The organism is Bradyrhizobium sp. Rc2d (assembly GCF_900099855.1).
Lineage (GTDB): Bacteria > Pseudomonadota > Alphaproteobacteria > Rhizobiales > Xanthobacteraceae > Bradyrhizobium.
This window is the reverse complement of record NZ_FNCU01000033.1, coordinates 12815-29484: the sequence shown is the minus strand read 5'-3', so window position 1 is coordinate 29484 and position 16670 is coordinate 12815. Positions and strand designations below refer to the sequence as shown.

The following is a 16670-nucleotide window of genomic DNA, read 5'->3' as shown; positions in this document are numbered from 1 at the left end:
TGCGCCGATCGGTCAGGACGGCGCGACCTTGATCGTCCCTGCCTGTCGCAGCGTTTCGATCTCATTCGGCGACATGCCGATCTCGCTCAGGATCTCGCCGCTGTGCTCGCCGATCTCAGGTGGATCGTAGCGGTTGGGCAGGCGCCTTCCGTCCATGGAAATCGGCAAGAGCGGCGTCTTGGCCTCGCCGCCATCAGGCAGCCGAATATCGGTCAGGCCGCCGGACTGGTTGAGATGCGGATCATCGAAGAGATCGCCGGGCTTGTTCACCGGCGCATAGGGCAGATCGAGCTGCTCGAGACGCGCGGCGAGATCGGCCTTGTCCCATTGCTTGAAGATCTTCGCGATCTCCGGGATCAGCCAGCCGCGATGATCGACGCGGTCGTTGCTCGTGGCAAAGCGCGGGTCAGCGAGCCAGGCTTCGCGATCGAAGGCGCGGCAGAACGCCGCCCATTGCTCTTCACCGACGATGGTGACGAACAGTTTCGAGCCGTCCCGGGTGTCGAAGAGATCATAAACCGGCCATGGGCTGTCCTTGATCGAATACGGGATCGAGGGCTGGCCGCTGACCACCTCGCACATCATGGCCTGCGCCATCAGGAACACGTTGTTCTCGTACAGCGCACTCTGGATGTAGCGACCCCGGCCGGTCCGCTGCCGCTCGGCCAGCGCAGCCTGAATTGCGATCACGCCGAACATTCCGCCCATGACATCGTTGACCGAGGCGCCCGCGCGCATGGGCCGATCGGGCAAGCCGGTCATGTAGGCGAGGCCGCCCATCATCTGCACGACCTCGTCGAGCGCGAGGCGATTCTCGTAAGGCCCGGGCAAATAGCCTTTGAGCGAGCAATAGATCAGGCGTGGTGCAAAGGCCGCGACGCTCTCGTAGTCGAGGCCGATCCGCTTCAACAGGCCCGGCCGGAAATTCTCGATCAGGACGTCGCTGTTTTCGATCAGCCTGCGTGCGATGTTCTGGCCTTCCGCGGTCGACGTATCCAGCGCGATGCTGCGCTTGTTGCGGCTGTAGGTCGCGAAGAAGCCGGCGGCGGGCCCCTTGAAGTACCGAGTGCGGTCGCCCTTGGGCGGCTCGACCTTGATCACGTCGGCGCCGAGATCGGCCAGGATCAAGCCGCAGCTCGGCCCCATCACCATCTGGCTGAACTCGATGACCCGAACGCCTGCCAGCGGACGAAGCTCCGATGCCGCCTCACGAACAGCCGTGGTCATGCCGCACTCCGCAGGACCTTGGGGATGCCGGCCTCGTGCAGATGCCCCGTCAAATGTTTTGCCGGGATATGGCGGGCGAGAATCTCGCGCGTCTGCATCAGGCGGTCGAGGTCGATGCCGGTGGAGAATCCCATGCGCTCCAGCATGAACACGAGATCCTCGGTGACGATGTTGCCGCGCGCACCGGGAGCAAAGGGACAGCCACCGAGGCCGGACACCGCGGCGTCGAAACGGCGGATGCCCGCTTCGAGGCCGGCGACGGCATTGGCAAGGCCCGCACCGAGCGTGTCGTGCAGATGCAGTCGCAGCGTCATTTGCGGCCCGACCTCGCGACGCACGGCCACGACGATCTGCCCGATCGATTTGGGCGTCGCATAGCCGACGGTGTCGGCAAGCCCGATCTCGTCGGCGCGGGCTTCGGCAAAAGCGCGTGCCACACGGCACACGGCCGCCTCGCTCACCGCGCCCTCCAACGAGCAACCGAAGGAGGTGGAGATCGCGCCCATCAGTTGCGGCCGCTGGTCCACCGGCCGGGCGTCGATCGCGGCGCGGACCGCGCGAAAGCCGTCGAGCTGCTCTTCTATCGTGCGGCGCACATTGGCGCGGTTGTGCGTCTCGCTTGCCGAGATGACGAAATAGACGGCGTTGACGCCTGCGGCAATGGCGCGCTCGGCGCCCTTCGGGTTCGGCACCAGCGCGCCGATGGTTGCGGACTTGTGCGTGAGCGCATGCGCCATCACTGCGTCGACGTCGGCGAATTGCGGCACGACCTTTGGCGGGACGAAGGATCCGGCATCGATCTCGCGCACGCCGGCGGCCGCAATCATGTTGATCAGCGCGCATTTGGCTTCGGTCGGAACGAAGACGTCCAGGTTCTGGAGACCATCGCGGGGAGCAACCTCGCAAATGTGGACATCGGGCGCGCGCGCCATCGGGGCTCTCCCTGGTTGATTGTATATTGTTGCATAAAAGAACAATCCATGGGACAGTCTGTCAAGCCCCAAACTTGCGTGCACTGCAATGATCGCATCCGATAGTTCCCGACAGCGCAGCGTCAAAAACGGTTCCGAGCGCGCCGAGCACCTCGCCGGGCTGATCATGGCGCTGGCCCGGCGCGAAGGCATGAAGGCCGGAGACCGCCTGATCGAACAAAGGCTTGCGGATGCGCTGGACCTTTCACGCGCGCCGATCCGGCTCGGCCTGAAGGCTCTGGAAGCAGCGGGGCTGGCGCGCGGCGAGCCGCATCGCGGCTTTGTGCTGGCAAAGAATCCCACCAGCGGCGCGGCCCAACCGGCGCTCGCGGCGGTCAGGCGCAACGAGCAGGTTTATGCGACCATCGCAGGCGACGTGCTCGCAACACGGCTGCCGGCCGACGTCACCGAGGCAGAGCTGATGCGCCGCTATGGCCTCAGCCGGGCCGAGCTGCAGCGGCTGCTGGACCGGATCGCCGCCGAGGGCTGGATCGCACGCCTGCCCGGCTACGGCTGGCGCTTCGCCGAGACGGTTTCGAATCCCGAAGCCCAAGCCAAGGCCATGGCGTTTCGCGCGGTGATCGAGCCGGCAGCGATCGCGCAGCCCGGCTTTGCGCTGCCGCAGGAGGTGATCGTACGCTTGCGCGAGCGCCAACAACGCGTCTTCGAAGGCGAGCTCGAAAAGATGACGATCGGCGAGGTCTTTCACTCCGGCTGCGAATTCCACGAAGAGATCATCCGCGGCGCCGGCAATCCTTTCTTTCTCGAAGCGCTCAAGCGCGTGAACTCGATCAGACGCCTGTTTGCCTATCGCAGCTTCGCCGACCGCGACGGCATGCGGCGGCACGTGCGCGAGCATCTGCGCCTGCTCGACGTCCTGGAGACGCGGCGCTACACTGAGGCGGCCGACCTGATGGCCCGGCACCTGCAACGCCCGCTGGTGGCGGGCTTGTCGTGATGCGCGAACCAAATTGCTGCCATCCCAGCTTGATTCCGGTCAATCGCTCTCGCGCCCGTTGGTGCTAACGCGTCCTGCGCAACGGCAGGGAGCGGACGTTCGTGTTCAACCGACGGCAGTTCATCATAACCGCGCTCGGGTTGTCCGCGGCTGCGGTCAGCGGCTCTCCTGCCGCAGGAGCAACGATGACCTACGACGAGGCGGTGGATGCATCACGGGCCCCACTTCAAGCCAGGCCGAGGGATCGCGAGCTCGTCCGATTTGCGACCCTGGCGGCCAACAGCCACAACACCCAGCCGTGGATCTTCTCCGCGCTCGGCAACGAAATCGTAATTGCCCCCGACTTCGCGCGCCGCTGTCCGGCCGTCGATCCGGATGACCATCATCTCTTCGTCAGTCTCGGCTGCGCTGCGGAAAACCTCATCCTCGCAGCTTCCACACTGGGTTGGCACGCCACTCCGTTCGTCGATGGCGACCGGATCGTGATCACGCTCGAAGAGGCCCCGCCGGCAGCATCGGAGCTAGCCGCCGCGATTCCCGTCAGGCAATGCACCCGTGCGACCTTCGACGGCAGGCCGGCCACACCGGAAATATTGCGCCGGCTCGAGAACGCCTGTCGCGAACCGAACGTCGCGGCGGTCCTGATAACCGAACGCGCCGCGATCGCTGAGGTCACCGACTATGTGCTCGATGGCAACTCGGCGCAAATGCGCGACAAGGCCTTCATGCGCGAGCTCGTCAGCTGGATCCGCTTCAACGAGACGGAGGCGCTCGCGACCATGGACGGGTTGTTCTCGCCCGCGTCGGGAAACCCCTCGCTGCCTTCATGGGCGGCGCGACCGCTTCTAAAGCTCTTCTTCACCGAGCGCGGGGAAAACAAGAAATACCGCGAAGAGCTCGAGAGCTCTGCGGGCGTCATCGTGCTCGCTGCCGATCGCAGCGACAAGTGGCATTGGATCGCGGTCGGCCGCGCCTGTCAGCGTTTCGGCTTGCAGGCGACCGCGCTGGGACTGAAATATTCCTTCGTCAACCAGCCGGTCGAGGTGGCAGCGCTGAGGCCGCAATTTGCGACCCGGCTCGGGCTGGGCGAACGGTGCCCCGATATCGTGATGCGCTTCGGGACCGGCCCGAACCTGCCGAAATCGCTGCGGCGTCCGCCGGAGCTGGTGATGCAATTCTAACGCCGCAAGCCGCCCAACGCCGGCGACTCGCCGGGCAGCATCGAGGAGTTGATGTCGCTGTCGATGCGTCCCGATTGCTGCTGGACGAATCCGGCGCCGAACGACAGGCTGAGATTGGAGGTCGGCTTGAACTCGACACCCGCGAACGCGCCATAACCGGGCGTGGCACTGGAGGTCAGCGGCGCCAGCGAGCTGCCGATGCCGTTGCCGAATTTCAGCGTGTCGAAGCCGGCGAAGAACGTGACGGGCAGGCCGCCCGCCGTCTTGGTGGTGTAGCCAAACTGCGTGCTGTCATAGGACAGCGCGCTGAAATTGCCGGCCGAGCCGGCCTGATTGAAACCGCTCAGACCAAAATTGCCGCGCTCGCTGCCGACGAAGAAACCGTTCGCATAGCTGGTACGCCAACCCGCATCGCCGGCATTGAAGCTCGAGAAGCCGCCGTAAGTATCGGAACTCTGCTCGGCACCACCACTGAGGCCGAAAGGCCCGCCGGGAATCCAATATCTCAGCGGCGCAACTTGCGCATGAGCCGGTGCGCCGGTGAGGCAGAGCAAGGCGAGAGTTGCAAGAGCGCGTGAACGTGCGAAGTTGAACATCCAGGTTACCGTCGAGAGTTTTGCAAATTATACTCCTCGGACATCACCAATGCCAGCGGTGCGACCGCGCCGACGTCACGGCCCCGAGCCTCCCGGAGAGCTCCACCTGATGCCCCACGATCCGCTGCTCACGCGCCTGACATCCGCCTTTGCCGGAGTACCGGGCGTCGAGGCTGTCGTTCTCGGCGGCTCGCGTGCACGGGGCAACGAAAAGGGCGCGCTCCAGGAGGCGGCTGGACTGCCGCTGACGATCCCGCAACTGGAGGAGCAGGCAAACGAGGTCTGGCGGCTGATCGGCGACGGTGCCTTTGCGCCCGCTTGCGAGGCCTTGCGCAGGATCGACCGGCAGTTGAAGCTGCTGACATCTTGAAAGCATGGAGAACCCGGTGACATCGGATAGCCCCGTCACTTACGAACGCGCAGGCAACATCGCCCGCATCACGCTGCGCCGTGCGCCCGTCAACGCGCTGAGCCTCGAGGTCATCCGCGCGGTGGTCGCGGCGCTCCGCCGCGCCGCGGACGATCCGGAGGCGCGCGTCGTCGTGCTGGCGAGCGCTATCCCTAAGCGCTTCTCGGCCGGCCTCGATCTCGATATCCTGCTCGGCAAGCCCGGCGCCGAGATCCGCGAATTCCTCCAGGCGCTCTATATCGACCTCTACGACGCGCAGTATCGGCTCGGCAAACCGTCGATCGCCGCCGTCGGCGGGGCGGCGCGGGGCGGCGGCATGACCATGGCAGTGTCCTGCGATGTGGTGCTGGCGGCCGAGAGCGCGACGTTCGGCTATCCCGAGATCGACGTCGGCGTCATCCCGGCGATCCACTATGCCCATCTGCCGCGGATCGTCGGACGTCACCGCGCCTTCGAGCTGCTGTTCACCGGCCGTGTCTTCAGCGCCGCGGAGGCGCGCGAGCTCGGCGTGGTCAACCGCGTCGTCGCCGATGCGGAGCTCGAGGCAGAGGTCGCAAGGCTCACGGCGCAGTTCGCCGGCAAATCGGCCGCAGTGCTGCGGATGGGCCGCGCCGCCTTCATGCGCCAGATCGATCTCGACTATCGGCGCAGCATTGCAAGCGCCGTCGACGATTTCTGCAATGTCGCGACGTCGGATGAGGCGCAGGAGGGCTTGAGAGCGTTCGTGGAGAAGCGGCCGCCGAAATGGTGAGGACGGCAGCTTTCAGGCGGTCTTGTCGACCGAAGACGAGGAGTCGGCCGGCGGATATTTCGTCACCGGCACCATGAAGGATTTCGTGCCGACCTGATAGATGATCTTGCCGTTCTGCCCGTCATCTGTTGCGATCTGCGCCTGGCCGAACATGATGACGTTCTTGTAGACGGTGCCGGTGCCCTGGCGGGTGACGCCGTCGGTGGTGACGCTGACCTGGGCTTCCTTGCCATTGACGGAAAGCACCTTGAAGCTCGCGCTCTTGCCGTTCTCGCTGGAATAGCCGCCCCAGCTTCCCATGAGGCGGCTGTCGGAAGCCGGCGGGTCCTGCTTCTCGAGGTTCGCGGTCTGCTTGCCAGCGCCCCCGAAGGAGAACAGCAGCACCATGTTCTTGCCGTCCTTGGTGCCGACCGTGACCCCGCCAAAGGTGATGAGCGTGCCCTTGACCTCGGCAAAGCCGCGCTCGGTGTGGCCGTTATGGGTGTACTCGACCTGCGCCCGGGCACCGCGGATGTTCACGACCTTGAAGCCGACGGGCTGGTTGTTGCCCACCCAATTGCCCTTCCAGTCACCAAGTAGCGCGCTCTGGTGATACAGCCGCTCGTTGGCGGGAGAAATCTGGCTGGTGCTCGACGTGACGATGGCCATGGTCTGCTCGGTGGACGGGTTCGACGAACCCGCTCTCGTTCGCGCGCCCGACAGCAACGTCAAAACTGCGATCGGAAACGAACTGAAACAACCGGATTAGGGCCGTGTGCCGGTTAACGAGCGGTTAAATTCAACCGTCGGGCGAGATGAGGCGAAAGGTCCCAACGGGGTACGCTATTAACGGCCCCAGCGGTCCGACCAGATCTTCTCGCCGATCATGCAACTGACGCGCGGCTCCTTGTCCGCAACCCGCATCACGGGGCGCTCCGGCATGCGGCCAGCGACCTCCATCAGCAGCTTGGTGCGGATCGCTTCCTTGAACTTGTCGCGGTCCTTGATCGTGATGACGAAAGAGCCGGGACCGCCGATGACGCAGTCCTCGTAGTAGAAGTCGAGATTGTCGATATCCATGGTCGAATAGGACGGCTCCTTGACCATGATCGGCAGACCGTTGATGACGATGCCCTTCTCGAGCGCGGCATCGCGCGCCACCGTGACCGGGATGCCATTGTTGTTGGGGCCGTCACCGGAAATGTCGATCACGCGACGCAAGCCCCGATATGGATCCTCGTCGAACAGCGGCATCGCAAACGTGATCGCGCCGGAGATCGAGGTGCGCGAGGCGCGCCGGATCGGCGTCTTCATGATCTCGGCGGCAACCGCATCCGCGGTCTCGGGGCCGTCGATCAGGCGCCAGGGGATGATGATCTTCTGGTCGCTGGAGGCGGCCCACTCGAAATAGGTTACCGCGATCCGGCCGTTCGGACCGAGCTTCAGCGCCTGGAGGAATTCTTTGGACTGGATCGCCAGCGCGTAGCCTTCGCGCTGGACCGCGAGTTCGTCCATGTCCATGGAGTAGGAGACGTCGACCGCGAGGATCAGTTCGACGTCGACCGTCTGTGCATCCTTGTCGGCAGCCAGCCGCTGCGGCTGATTCTCAAGCGGCTCGAATTTAGGTCCTTGCGCCGCGATGCCCGCGACGTCCCCTCCGGCAAGCACGCCGGCCACCAGCACAGCCCCGATCGAGAACAGCAAGCGCATCGCAGCGGTCTCCCGTCGTATGACGCGATGGTGACATGCAATCGCCTTGCCGCAAAGTGCGAAGATCGCTTGCGCTTCACATTCGAGTTAGGAACGACGTGCTCGCCGCCGTGTTGCCTCGCTTCGCGCGACTGGAACACACAGCGAGACCGGCACCGTCGTTCCAGAGCTCGCGACGCGCGCAGAATGACGCCTAGGGACAGCGCGGCCGGCCCACTTGTCCGCCGCAATTTCCATGCTAGGCTGGATGCACAGATGGGGATGGAGTCCCCCGACAACCGCCCGGCGGTCGATGATCGTACTGGGCTGATGACTCCTGCTTGAGGTGGGGCAATCTTTGAGCCTCTGCCTTTGGTGGGAGCATGGACCAACCCGCCGATGGCGGGTTTTTTGTTGCCTGGTGGCGAAGGCAGGAAACTGGGCCAGCAGGCCAAGGCCAGGAGAAAGTGAAGACGTGACCACGACGACACCGAATGCTGCGCGCGCCTCGCTGCCCAGGGGAATCTGGGTGCTCGGCTTCGTCTCGATGCTGATGGACATCTCCTCCGAGATGATCCATGCGCTGCTGCCGGTCTATCTCGTCACCGCGCTCGGCGCCTCCACGCTCACGGTCGGATTCATCGAGGGCATTGCCGAGGCGACCGCCTCGATCACAAAGATCTTCTCCGGCGCGTTGTCGGACTGGCTCGGTCGCCGCAAGCTGCTCGCCGCGCTCGGCTACGGGCTGGCCGCCTTCACCAAGCCGCTGTTTCCGCTCGCCCCGAGCGTCGGATGGCTGGTGGCGGCACGCTTCATCGACCGCGTCGGCAAGGGCATTCGCGGCGCGCCGCGCGATGCGCTGATCGCCGACATCGCTCCCATCGGCCTGCGCGGCGCGAGCTTTGGCCTGCGGCAATCGCTCGACACCATCGGCGCCTTCGTCGGGCCGCTCGCGGCCATCGGCATGATGTGGTGGACGGCTGACAATTTTACGATCGTGTTCTGGGTGGCAGTGCTGCCGGCCTTTCTGTCCTTCGGCCTGATCGCCTTCGCCGTGCACGAGCCGGAGCCGGATCCGAACCGAAAACCTGCAACGAACCCGCTCAATCTTGCCGCGATGCAGCAGCTCGGGGCGGTCTACTGGCGCGTCGTCGCGGTCGGTGTCGTGTTCACGCTGGCGCGCTTCAGCGAGGCCTTCCTGATCCTGCGCGCGCAGAACATCGGGCTCAACCCGATGTGGGTGCCGGCGGTGCTGGTGCTGATGAACGTCACTTATGCGCTGTCGGCCTATCCCGCCGGCGTGCTGTCGGACCGGATCAACCGCACCGGCCTGCTCGCGCTCGGCCTGATCTTCCTCGCCGGCGCCGATCTCGCGCTGGCACTGCTCCCGAGCCTTGCAGGCCTCGCGCTCGGCGTGGTGTTGTGGGGGCTGCATATGGGACTGACGCAAGGCCTGCTCTCGGCCCTCGTCGCCGATGCCGCGCCGCCGAGCCTGCGCGGCACCGCATTCGGCTATTTCAACCTGTTCACAGGCCTGGCCCTGCTGGCTGCGAGCGTGATCGCCGGCGCGTTGTGGGATGCCTATGGTCCGGCAGGCACGTTCCTGGCGGGGCTCGGCTTTGCGCTGATCTCGCTCATGGGGCTGCTTGCCGTCGGCAACGGTCTGGCAGCGGAGCAAGAATGATGACGGGGAGGCTTTCGTCGTGCTGAGTGGGGTGCTTGCGATCATGATGGGTAGCATGCTCGGCGGCTGTGCGCGCTATTTCGTGTCCGGCGCGATCGCGCGGCGGTTGGGCGAGACGTTTCCGTGGGGCACCATGACCATCAATGTCACCGGCGCCTTCCTGATCGGCATTTTGGGCGCGCTCGCGACCCATCCCGGCTCGGCCTTCGCCGCGCCCACCCCCTGGCTGTTCGCGGTGACCGGCTTTCTCGGCTGCTACACCACGGTGTCCTCGTTCAGCCTGCAAACCCTGACGCTGGCGCGGAGCGGCGAGCCGTTCTCCGCGCTCGGCAATGTCGTGCTCTCGGTCGGGCTGTGCCTTGCAGCCGTCAGTTGCGGCTTCCTCCTCGCGGACAGGCTTGGAGGATAGAAGCGCATGGCCGTCCCCTCCTCCGCCGAGCGCTGGCGTAGCGCGATACTCTACGCCTGGGTTGCCGCCGGCAGCATCGTCGGCGGACTGACCCGTTATCTGGTCGGTCTCGCGCTCGACACCGGACCGGGCTTTCCCTTCGCCACGCTGTTCATCAACGCCACGGGATCGCTGATCATCGGCTTCTACGCAGCGCTGACCGGCCCCGACGGCCGCATGCTGGCGCGTCCGGAGCACCGGCAGTTCGTCATGACCGGATTCTGCGGCGGCTACACCACGTTCTCGACCTTCAGCCTGGAGACCTTCCGCCTACTCCACGGCGGCATGAAGTACACGGCACTTGCCTATGTCGCAGCGTCCGTCATCTGCTGGCTGGTGTCGGCGTGGCTCGGACATATGATGGCGAGCCGCTACAACCGCTTGACAAGGAGCTGACCATGCAAATCCCCGCTCAGGCCGTTTTGCTCCGGATCTTCATCGGCGAGAGCGACCATTTCGACGGCAAGCCGCTCTATGAAGCGATCGTGATGACCGCGCGCGAGCGGCACCTCGCCGGCGCCACCGTGCTGCGCGGTCCGATGGGCTTCGGCAAATCGAGCCGGCTGCACACTTCGAAGATCCTGCGACTTTCGGAAGACCTGCCGCTGCTGATCGAGATCGTCGACAGCGAGGACAACATCAACGCATTCCTGCCCATCCTGGATGGCATGATGTCGAGCGGCCTGATCACCTTGGAGAAGGTGCAGGTCCTACAATATGGTGCGAAGGCCGCGAGCTGATCGCGCCAGCAGGAACCCGAGCCGCCGTGTCCGGGAGGCGGAATGAACGATACTGTTACCACACCGAAAACCAGGACGAAGACCAAGGTCGAGCGGCCGCGGCTGCACAAGGTCATCCTGATCAACGATGATTACACGCCGCGCGAATTCGTCACCATGGTGCTCAAGGCCGAATTCCGCATGACGGAGGATCAGGCCTACAAGGTGATGATCACCGCGCACAAGCTGGGCACCTGCGTCGTCGCCGTGTTCACCAAGGACGTCGCCGAGACCAAGGCGACGCGTGCCACCGATGCCGGCCGCGCCAAGGGCTACCCGCTGCTGTTCACGACGGAGCCGGAGGAATAAAGCTCAGCCCACCAGCGCGTGCGTTTCTTCGGCCAGCCCGTACACGCGCTGTGCCTTGGAAAATCCTGCGATCGGAAATTCGCCGAGCTCGTGCCAATCGTGGTGGCAGACATTGGCAAAACCTTCCGAGGCCACAACGGTCCGCCCCAGCCGCCCCGTGATCTTCTCCAGCCGGGCCGCGAGATTGACGGCGGGGCCGATGCAGGTGAAGTCCAGCCGGTTGCCGCCACCGATATTGCCGTAGAGGATGTTGCCGATGTGCAGCGCGACGCCAAAGCGGAAGCGCTCGACGACATCGCCGACCGGAAACGCGAGCTGCTCCACGCTGGCGCGCGATTCACGCGCCGCCTCCAGCACGCGCGCGCAGACATGGGCGGCATCGCCGACATATTCGTCGATCGGAAACACTGCGAGCAGGCCGTCGCCCATGAATTTCAGCACCTCGCCGCCATGGCCCCGGATCGCGGTGACCTGGCAGTCGAAATAATGGTTGAGGATTGCGACCACCGTCTCGGCCGGCAGCCGGTCCGACAGCGCAGTGAAGCCGCGGAGGTCCGAGAGCCAGATCACCGCCTGCATGGTGTCGGTGTGGCCACGGCGGATCTGGCCGCCGAGAATGCGTGCGCCGGCGCGGTTGCCGACATAGGTGTCGAGCAGCATCTCGGCGGTGCGGCGCAGGCTGATGATCTCGCTGACGCGCGCGAGCGGCGCTATGATGCTTCGGATCGCCGCGATGTCGTCGTCGCTGAAGCCGCCGGGATGCTGCGTGATCCAGCTCGTCGCGTGGATGGAGCCATCGAGAAACGGCACCGGCATCGCAATATAGTCGGTCGCGCCTTCGGCGCGCATGTCCTCGAGGAACGGAAATCGCTTGCTGTCGGGATCGCTCGTGCGTCCCCTGACCTCCACCCCCTGCTCGAACACGATGCGGAGCGGGCTGCGGGCGAATTCGGGCGTCTCCAGGATCTCGAAATCGACGCTGCCGATTTCGACCTCCCCACCCTGCCGCCAGATGAAGTTGCGGCCGAAGATTTCCGGATGCAGAGTGCGGATGAAGATGCCGAACCGCCACAGCGGCAGGCCGGCCGCGACCAGACGTTCGCAGAAATCGGCGATCATCTCGGCCGGCTCTAGCGACGACCAGGCACCGCCGATCAGCCAGTTGCAGATGCGCTGAAGCTCGGAGCTGTTCATGTCCACATTTGCGGACGAAGTTGTGGGCCCGTCAAGCTGCGCGGTGGGCTAGTACCGCGACAGGGCGCGTTATCCGCGGTGTGCTCACCTCTCCCCACGGGAGAGGTGAAAAAACTAGCGTCCCACCTGCCCGCGATCGCGCAGGAAGTGATCGGCCAGCACGCAGGCCATCATGGCCTCACCGACGGGGACGGCACGGATGCCGACGCAGGGGTCATGGCGGCCCTTCGTGACGATCTCGGTATCAGTGCCCTTGCGATCGACAGTGCGGCGCGGCTGGAGGATCGATGAAGTCGGCTTCACCGCGAAACGCACCACCACCGGCTGTCCGGTGGAGATGCCGCCCAGAACGCCACCGGCATGATTGGAGAGAAAGCGCGTGCCGTCATTGCCGGTGCGCATCTCGTCGGCGTTCTCTTCGCCGGTCAATTCGGCCGCGCCAAACCCGGCGCCGATCTCGACGCCCTTCACGGCATTGATGGTCATCATCGCGGCCGCCAGATCGGAGTCGAGCTTGGCGTAGATCGGCGCACCAAGGCCCGCCGGCACGCCCTCGGCGACGATTTCGATCACCGCACCGATCGAGGAGCCGCTCTTGCGGATGCCGTCGAGATAGCTCTCGAAGAACGCAGCTTTGTCCTTGTCGGGACAGAAGAATGGATTTTTCCCGATCTCGTCCCAGTCCCATTTGGAGCGGTCGATCTTGTGCGGGCCGATCTGCACCAGTGCGCCCCGCACCTTGACGTCGGGCAGCACTTTTCGCGCGATCGCGCCGGCGGCAACGCGCGTGGCGGTCTCGCGCGCCGAGGAGCGCCCGCCGCCGCGATAGTCGCGCAGGCCGTACTTCGCCTCATAGGTGAAGTCGGCATGACCGGGGCGAAACTTGTCCTTGATCTCGGAATAGTCCTTGGAGCGCTGGTCGGTGTTCTCGATCAGGAGCCCGATCGGGGTGCCCGTCGTCACCTGCACGCCGGTCTCCGGATGCGCCATCACGCCGGACAGGATTTTCACCTGGTCCGGCTCCTGGCGCTGGGTGGTGAAGCGCGACTGGCCGGGCCGGCGGCGGTCGAGATCACCCTGAATGTCGGCCTCGGTGAGCGGGATCATGGGCGGACAGCCGTCGACCACGCAGCCGATCGCCACGCCGTGGCTCTCGCCGAAGGTGGTGACGCGGAACATGTGGCCGAAGGTGTTGAAGGACATCCGTCTCTACTCGTCAGTTCTGACTTGTGGTGGTAACGCGGGGGAACACCCGGGTCAAACACTCGGTCATTCCGGGCGATGCGAAGCATCGAACCCGGAATGACCGCGTTCCAGGCTAACTAAACTTCTCCAGCCGGCCACCGCGGAACACGTAGACGGCGCCTTGCTCGATATAGAGCTCGGCGGCACCGGCGGGGGTCTCAATGCCCAAAGCCACCATCAGGGCCCGGCAGGTGCCGCCATGGGCGACCGCGACGGTATCGACCAGAAGCGACTCGTACCAATCGAGCATGCGCAGCTGCACGGCCGCATAGGTCTCGCCGCCGATTGGCGCGACCGTCCATTTGTCGGCGAGGCGCCTTGCATAGACCTCGGGATCGGAGGCCTCGCTTTCGGCCAGTGTCAGCCCCTCCCAGGTGCCGTAGCCGATCTCCCGCAGGCGGTCGTCGAGCGAATAATCGACAAGCGGCAGTTCAAGCTTGCGGCGCACCAGTTCCATGGTCTGGCGCGCACGCCCGAGCGGGCTCGATACATAGGGCAGCGCCGCCTTGTCCTTGCCGTCGCGCCTGAAAAGATCGGCCAGAACGCCGGCCGCATGCACGGCCTGCCCGCGGCCGCGTGCATTCAGCGGAATGTCCAGGGCTCCCTGGAGCCGCCCGAGCGCGTTCCACTCGGTCTCGCCGTGGCGCAGGAAGTAAATCGTGGGCACGGGCATGCGGTTCGAAGGCTAGTACTCTTGTTTGAGCATGATCTTATCGGAAAACCGGTTCCCACTTTTCCGGATCATGCTCTACCCGCCGAGTGAGATATCCGGCGCGTCCGGGCGCTTCATGCCGAGCACGTGATAGCCGGAATCGACGTGGTGCACCTCGCCGGTCACGCCGCGCGACAAGTCGGAGAGGAAATACAGCGCGCTGCCGCCGACATCCTCTGCCGACACGTTGCGCCGCATCGGCGCGTTGTATTCGTTCCACTTCAGGATATAGCGGAAATCGCCGATGCCCGAGGCGGCGAGCGTCTTGATCGGACCTGCCGAGATCGCGTTGACGCGGATGTTCTTCTCGCCGAGATCGGCGGCGAGATAGCGCACGCTGGCTTCCAGCGCGGCTTTCGCCACGCCCATGACGTTGTAGTGCGGCATCCACTTCTCGGCGCCGTAATAGCTGAGCGTGATGAGTGAGCCGCCGTCCGTCATCAGCTTCTCGGCGCGCTGCGCCACCGCGGTGAACGAGTAGCAGGAGATCAGCATCGACTTCGAAAAATTCTCCTGCGTGGTGTCGACGTAGCGGCCGTCGAGCTGCTCGCCATAGGCGATCGCGTGCACCAGGAAGTCGATCTTGCCCCACTTCTCCCTCAGCACCGCGAAGGCGGCGTCGATGGTGGCAGCGTCCGTGACGTCGCAATGGCCGAGCACGAGCCCGCCGACCTCCGCGGCAAGCGGCTCGACGCGCTTCTTCAGCGCATCGCCCTGATAGGTGAAGGCGAGCTCGGCACCGGCCGCGCGGCATGCCTTGGCGATGCCCCAGGCGATCGATCGGTTGTTGGCAACGCCGAGGATCACGCCCCGTTTGCCCTGCATCAGACCTGAATTCTGCGCCATTTTTTCAACGTCCCATCGAGCGGGTTAAGGTCTGGAGGTACACCAGCCCTCCTTCGCGGTACAGTCCTAATACGCGGCGTTAACGCTGTTTCGAGCGCCGGAATAGCCGTTTCATTCGGGTGTTATGATCGTTGTGGCGCTCGCGCCGAACACCGGGACGTGAAAACCGCAATGAATGCGTTTCGCCAGAGTGTGGAAACCATGATCCCGGCGTTGCGCCGCTATGCCCGCGCGCTCACGCGCGATGCGGATGCGGCCGACGATCTGGTACAGGATACGTTGGTACGCGCGCTGCGTTCGGAGCGTCTGTTCCTCGGGGGCGACGTCAGGAGCTGGCTCTACACGATCCTGACCAACCTCAACAAGAACCGGCGGCGCTCACTGGCCAGGCGGCCGCAATTCATGCCGCTGACGGAGAACAACCCGGATGCCAGCGGGACCGAGGCCGAAGGGCGCGACATCGAGAAGGCGCTGGCGACGCTGGTCGAGGAGCAACGTTCGGTGCTGCTGCTGGTGATGCTGGAGGGCATGAGCTATCGCGAGGTCGCCGACATTCAGGGCGTGCCGATCGGCACCGTGATGTCGCGCCTGGCGCGCGCCCGCGCCCACGTCAAAGCCTCGCTCGAGGGCGCGCGACCGGCGCTCAGGCGGGTGAAATGATGGCAGGGCTGATGCATCGCGTGTTGTCCGCCCACACGCAGATTGAGCGAACGACGTTGAGCCACGAAGGACATTTTGGGCCGCAGAGCCAGAGACGACCGATATGAACGACCGCAACATTCCGATCACCGAAGACGAGCTGCACGCCTATGTCGACGGCGAGCTGCCGGCCGAACGTCGCGCCGACGTCGAGGCCTGGCTTGCCGCCCATCCTGACGAGGCCGAGCGTGTGCAGTCCTGGCGCGCCATGGCCGACATGCTGCACGCCCGCTACGACTCCGTCGCCCAGGAGCCGGTGCCGGCACGGCTGGAGCTCGAGCGGCTGGAGCGCCGACCCCGGCAATGGCTCTATGGCGCCGCCGCGGCTGTGCTGGTTGCTTTCGTCGCGGGCGGCACGGCCGGTTGGATCGCGCATGGCGCCGCCAACGCGCCCTCGACCTTCCAGAGTTTTACGGCGGACGCGCTCGACGCCCACCGCCTCTACGTCGTCGAGGTCCGCCACCCCGTCGAGGTCGGCGGCAACGAGCGTGACCATCTCCAGGCCTGGCTGACCCGGCGCTGCGGCTGGACCGTGTTCGCGCCGAACCTGGAGGCGAGCGGGCTGAAGCTCGTCGGCGGCCGGCTCTTGCCGGGGCCGAAAGGTCCGGCGTCGTTCCTGATGTATGAGGGCGCCTCGGGCGAGCGGTACACGATCTACACCGCCAAGACCGAGAACGGGGCGACGCAGATGCGCTACGCCAAAACGGATAAGGACGGGGCGCTGTTCTGGGCCGAGCGCGGTGTCGGCTACGTCGTCAGTGGCGGCGCCGACCGCGACCGGCTGACCAAGGTGGCGCAGGCCGTTTACGACCAGGCAGAGAAGCACGGTAGCTAGACAACCCGCGCTATCGCGATGCCTCGATTCCGACATCGAAAATTTGGAATCAGGACATCGGCGCGTCTCAGAATCGCACCGGATGATCACGCGAAAATGAGCAGCGTTCGATCCGCCGATCGACGCAGGCGGCCTCGATTGGGGTTTTTGGTACCGCG

Annotated in this window: 20 protein-coding genes and 1 riboswitch; of the genes, 11 read left to right on the top strand and 9 right to left on the bottom strand. The window is 65.0% G+C overall.

Going from position 1 to position 16670, the window contains the following annotated elements; genetic code table 11:
• Window positions 1-12 precede the first annotated feature (12 nt).
• Both BLV07_RS31255 and BLV07_RS31250 read right to left on the bottom strand, forming a co-directional pair.
• A complete protein-coding gene (locus BLV07_RS31255; RefSeq protein WP_091893636.1) occupies window positions 13-1227 on the bottom strand; it encodes a CaiB/BaiF CoA transferase family protein in 1215 nt (404 codons plus the stop codon).
• Window positions 1224-2159 carry a hydroxymethylglutaryl-CoA lyase gene (locus BLV07_RS31250; protein ID WP_176945877.1) on the bottom strand — a complete coding sequence of 312 codons (936 nt, stop codon included), beginning with the start codon at window positions 2157-2159 and terminating at the stop codon, window positions 1224-1226. The genes BLV07_RS31255 and BLV07_RS31250 overlap by 4 nt, the downstream gene beginning before the upstream one ends.
• Before the next feature lie 88 nt (window positions 2160-2247).
• Between BLV07_RS31250 and BLV07_RS31245 the strand changes: the two genes are divergently transcribed.
• Both BLV07_RS31245 and BLV07_RS31240 read left to right on the top strand, forming a co-directional pair.
• A complete protein-coding gene (locus tag BLV07_RS31245) occupies window positions 2248-3156 on the top strand; it encodes a GntR family transcriptional regulator (protein WP_244551254.1) in 909 nt (302 codons plus the stop codon).
• A 185-nt stretch (window positions 3157-3341) separates the two neighbouring features.
• Window positions 3342-4337 (top strand): Acg family FMN-binding oxidoreductase, encoded by a 996-nt coding sequence (locus tag BLV07_RS31240; RefSeq protein ID WP_244551253.1) that lies wholly within the window; start codon window positions 3342-3344, stop codon window positions 4335-4337.
• Here BLV07_RS31240 and BLV07_RS31235 read toward each other — a convergent pair.
• The gene (locus tag BLV07_RS31235) at window positions 4334-4933 is read right to left on the bottom strand and encodes a hypothetical protein (RefSeq protein WP_091893628.1); all 600 of its coding nucleotides are present in this window, start codon (window positions 4931-4933) and stop codon (window positions 4334-4336) included. The genes BLV07_RS31240 and BLV07_RS31235 overlap by 4 nt on opposite strands.
• Window positions 4934-5042: 109 nt before the next feature.
• Here BLV07_RS31235 and BLV07_RS31230 point away from each other — a divergent pair, with 109 nt between their 5' ends.
• A complete protein-coding gene (locus tag BLV07_RS31230; RefSeq protein ID WP_143035536.1) occupies window positions 5043-5303 on the top strand; it encodes a nucleotidyltransferase domain-containing protein in 261 nt (86 codons plus the stop codon).
• Between the two features lie 16 nt (window positions 5304-5319).
• The gene (locus BLV07_RS31225; protein ID WP_091893742.1) at window positions 5320-6093 is read left to right on the top strand and encodes an enoyl-CoA hydratase/isomerase family protein; all 774 of its coding nucleotides are present in this window, start codon (window positions 5320-5322) and stop codon (window positions 6091-6093) included.
• 12 nt (window positions 6094-6105) lie between these two features.
• Here BLV07_RS31225 and BLV07_RS31220 read toward each other — a convergent pair whose 3' ends face one another.
• Both BLV07_RS31220 and BLV07_RS31215 read right to left on the bottom strand, forming a co-directional pair.
• Window positions 6106-6741: a hypothetical protein gene (locus BLV07_RS31220; RefSeq protein ID WP_091893624.1), complete on the bottom strand. Its 636-nt coding sequence runs from the start codon at window positions 6739-6741 to the stop codon at window positions 6106-6108.
• Window positions 6742-6918: 177 nt separating this feature from the next.
• Window positions 6919-7782 carry a DUF1194 domain-containing protein gene (locus tag BLV07_RS31215; protein ID WP_091893622.1) on the bottom strand — a complete coding sequence of 288 codons (864 nt, stop codon included), beginning with the start codon at window positions 7780-7782 and terminating at the stop codon, window positions 6919-6921.
• A gap of 248 nt (window positions 7783-8030) precedes the next feature.
• Window positions 8031-8108: riboswitch (Fluoride riboswitch) on the top strand.
• 128 nt (window positions 8109-8236) lie between these two features.
• Here BLV07_RS31215 and BLV07_RS31210 point away from each other — a divergent pair.
• From BLV07_RS31210 to clpS, 5 genes are read left to right on the top strand one after another with little or no spacing between them, the layout of a single operon-like run.
• Window positions 8237-9445 carry an MFS transporter gene (locus tag BLV07_RS31210; RefSeq protein WP_091893620.1) on the top strand — a complete coding sequence of 403 codons (1209 nt, stop codon included), beginning with the start codon at window positions 8237-8239 and terminating at the stop codon, window positions 9443-9445.
• A gap of 19 nt (window positions 9446-9464) precedes the next feature.
• The gene (crcB, locus tag BLV07_RS31205; RefSeq protein ID WP_091893740.1) at window positions 9465-9854 is read left to right on the top strand and encodes a fluoride efflux transporter CrcB; all 390 of its coding nucleotides are present in this window, start codon (window positions 9465-9467) and stop codon (window positions 9852-9854) included.
• 6 nt (window positions 9855-9860) lie between these two features.
• Complete coding sequence (gene crcB, locus BLV07_RS31200) at window positions 9861-10289, top strand: fluoride efflux transporter CrcB (RefSeq protein ID WP_091893618.1); 429 nt, start codon at window positions 9861-9863, stop codon at window positions 10287-10289.
• Between the two features lie 2 nt (window positions 10290-10291).
• Window positions 10292-10633: a DUF190 domain-containing protein gene (locus BLV07_RS31195; protein WP_091893616.1), complete on the top strand. Its 342-nt coding sequence runs from the start codon at window positions 10292-10294 to the stop codon at window positions 10631-10633.
• Window positions 10634-10675: 42 nt separating this feature from the next.
• Window positions 10676-10981 carry an ATP-dependent Clp protease adapter ClpS gene (gene clpS, locus BLV07_RS31190; RefSeq protein WP_091893614.1) on the top strand — a complete coding sequence of 102 codons (306 nt, stop codon included), beginning with the start codon at window positions 10676-10678 and terminating at the stop codon, window positions 10979-10981.
• A 3-nt stretch (window positions 10982-10984) separates the two neighbouring features.
• On the opposite strand, the gene BLV07_RS31185 is transcribed toward clpS, so the two are convergent.
• From BLV07_RS31185 to fabI, 4 genes are all read right to left on the bottom strand, one after another.
• Window positions 10985-12175: an adenylate/guanylate cyclase domain-containing protein gene (locus BLV07_RS31185; protein WP_091893612.1), complete on the bottom strand. Its 1191-nt coding sequence runs from the start codon at window positions 12173-12175 to the stop codon at window positions 10985-10987.
• A gap of 114 nt (window positions 12176-12289) precedes the next feature.
• Window positions 12290-13378, bottom strand: a complete 1089-nt coding sequence (gene aroC, locus BLV07_RS31180; RefSeq protein WP_091893610.1) for a chorismate synthase — start codon at window positions 13376-13378, stop codon at window positions 12290-12292.
• Window positions 13379-13493: 115 nt separating this feature from the next.
• Window positions 13494-14093 (bottom strand): histidine phosphatase family protein, encoded by a 600-nt coding sequence (locus BLV07_RS31175; RefSeq protein ID WP_091893609.1) that lies wholly within the window; start codon window positions 14091-14093, stop codon window positions 13494-13496.
• 75 nt (window positions 14094-14168) lie between these two features.
• Window positions 14169-14978 (bottom strand): enoyl-ACP reductase FabI, encoded by an 810-nt coding sequence (fabI, locus tag BLV07_RS31170; protein WP_091893605.1) that lies wholly within the window; start codon window positions 14976-14978, stop codon window positions 14169-14171.
• Window positions 14979-15149: 171 nt separating this feature from the next.
• Between fabI and BLV07_RS31165 the strand changes: the two genes are divergently transcribed.
• Window positions 15150-15638 carry a sigma-70 family RNA polymerase sigma factor gene (locus BLV07_RS31165; RefSeq protein WP_091893603.1) on the top strand — a complete coding sequence of 163 codons (489 nt, stop codon included), beginning with the start codon at window positions 15150-15152 and terminating at the stop codon, window positions 15636-15638.
• A 103-nt stretch (window positions 15639-15741) separates the two neighbouring features.
• Window positions 15742-16512 (top strand): anti-sigma factor family protein, encoded by a 771-nt coding sequence (locus BLV07_RS31160; protein ID WP_091893601.1) that lies wholly within the window; start codon window positions 15742-15744, stop codon window positions 16510-16512.
• The last annotated feature ends 158 nt before the right edge of the window (window positions 16513-16670 follow it).

Coding starts and splice junctions, on each gene's coding strand:
- aroC (WP_091893610.1), bottom strand. CDS start 13,378: ATGTCCTTCAACACCTTCGGCCACATGTTCCGCGTCACCACCTTCGGC.
- BLV07_RS31185 (WP_091893612.1), bottom strand. CDS start 12,175: ATGAACAGCTCCGAGCTTCAGCGCATCTGCAACTGGCTGATCGGCGGT.
- BLV07_RS31235 (WP_091893628.1), bottom strand. CDS start 4,933: ATGTTCAACTTCGCACGTTCACGCGCTCTTGCAACTCTCGCCTTGCTC.
- BLV07_RS31220 (WP_091893624.1), bottom strand. CDS start 6,741: ATGGCCATCGTCACGTCGAGCACCAGCCAGATTTCTCCCGCCAACGAG.
- crcB (WP_091893618.1), top strand. CDS start 9,861: ATGGCCGTCCCCTCCTCCGCCGAGCGCTGGCGTAGCGCGATACTCTAC.
- BLV07_RS31215 (WP_091893622.1), bottom strand. CDS start 7,782: ATGCGCTTGCTGTTCTCGATCGGGGCTGTGCTGGTGGCCGGCGTGCTT.
- BLV07_RS31165 (WP_091893603.1), top strand. CDS start 15,150: ATGAATGCGTTTCGCCAGAGTGTGGAAACCATGATCCCGGCGTTGCGC.
- BLV07_RS31245 (WP_244551254.1), top strand. CDS start 2,248: ATGATCGCATCCGATAGTTCCCGACAGCGCAGCGTCAAAAACGGTTCC.
- BLV07_RS31195 (WP_091893616.1), top strand. CDS start 10,292: ATGCAAATCCCCGCTCAGGCCGTTTTGCTCCGGATCTTCATCGGCGAG.
- BLV07_RS31250 (WP_176945877.1), bottom strand. CDS start 2,159: ATGGCGCGCGCGCCCGATGTCCACATTTGCGAGGTTGCTCCCCGCGAT.
- BLV07_RS31240 (WP_244551253.1), top strand. CDS start 3,342: ATGACCTACGACGAGGCGGTGGATGCATCACGGGCCCCACTTCAAGCC.
- fabI (WP_091893605.1), bottom strand. CDS start 14,978: ATGGCGCAGAATTCAGGTCTGATGCAGGGCAAACGGGGCGTGATCCTC.
- BLV07_RS31230 (WP_143035536.1), top strand. CDS start 5,043: ATGCCCCACGATCCGCTGCTCACGCGCCTGACATCCGCCTTTGCCGGA.
- BLV07_RS31175 (WP_091893609.1), bottom strand. CDS start 14,093: ATGCCCGTGCCCACGATTTACTTCCTGCGCCACGGCGAGACCGAGTGG.
- BLV07_RS31255 (WP_091893636.1), bottom strand. CDS start 1,227: ATGACCACGGCTGTTCGTGAGGCGGCATCGGAGCTTCGTCCGCTGGCA.
- clpS (WP_091893614.1), top strand. CDS start 10,676: ATGAACGATACTGTTACCACACCGAAAACCAGGACGAAGACCAAGGTC.
- BLV07_RS31160 (WP_091893601.1), top strand. CDS start 15,742: ATGAACGACCGCAACATTCCGATCACCGAAGACGAGCTGCACGCCTAT.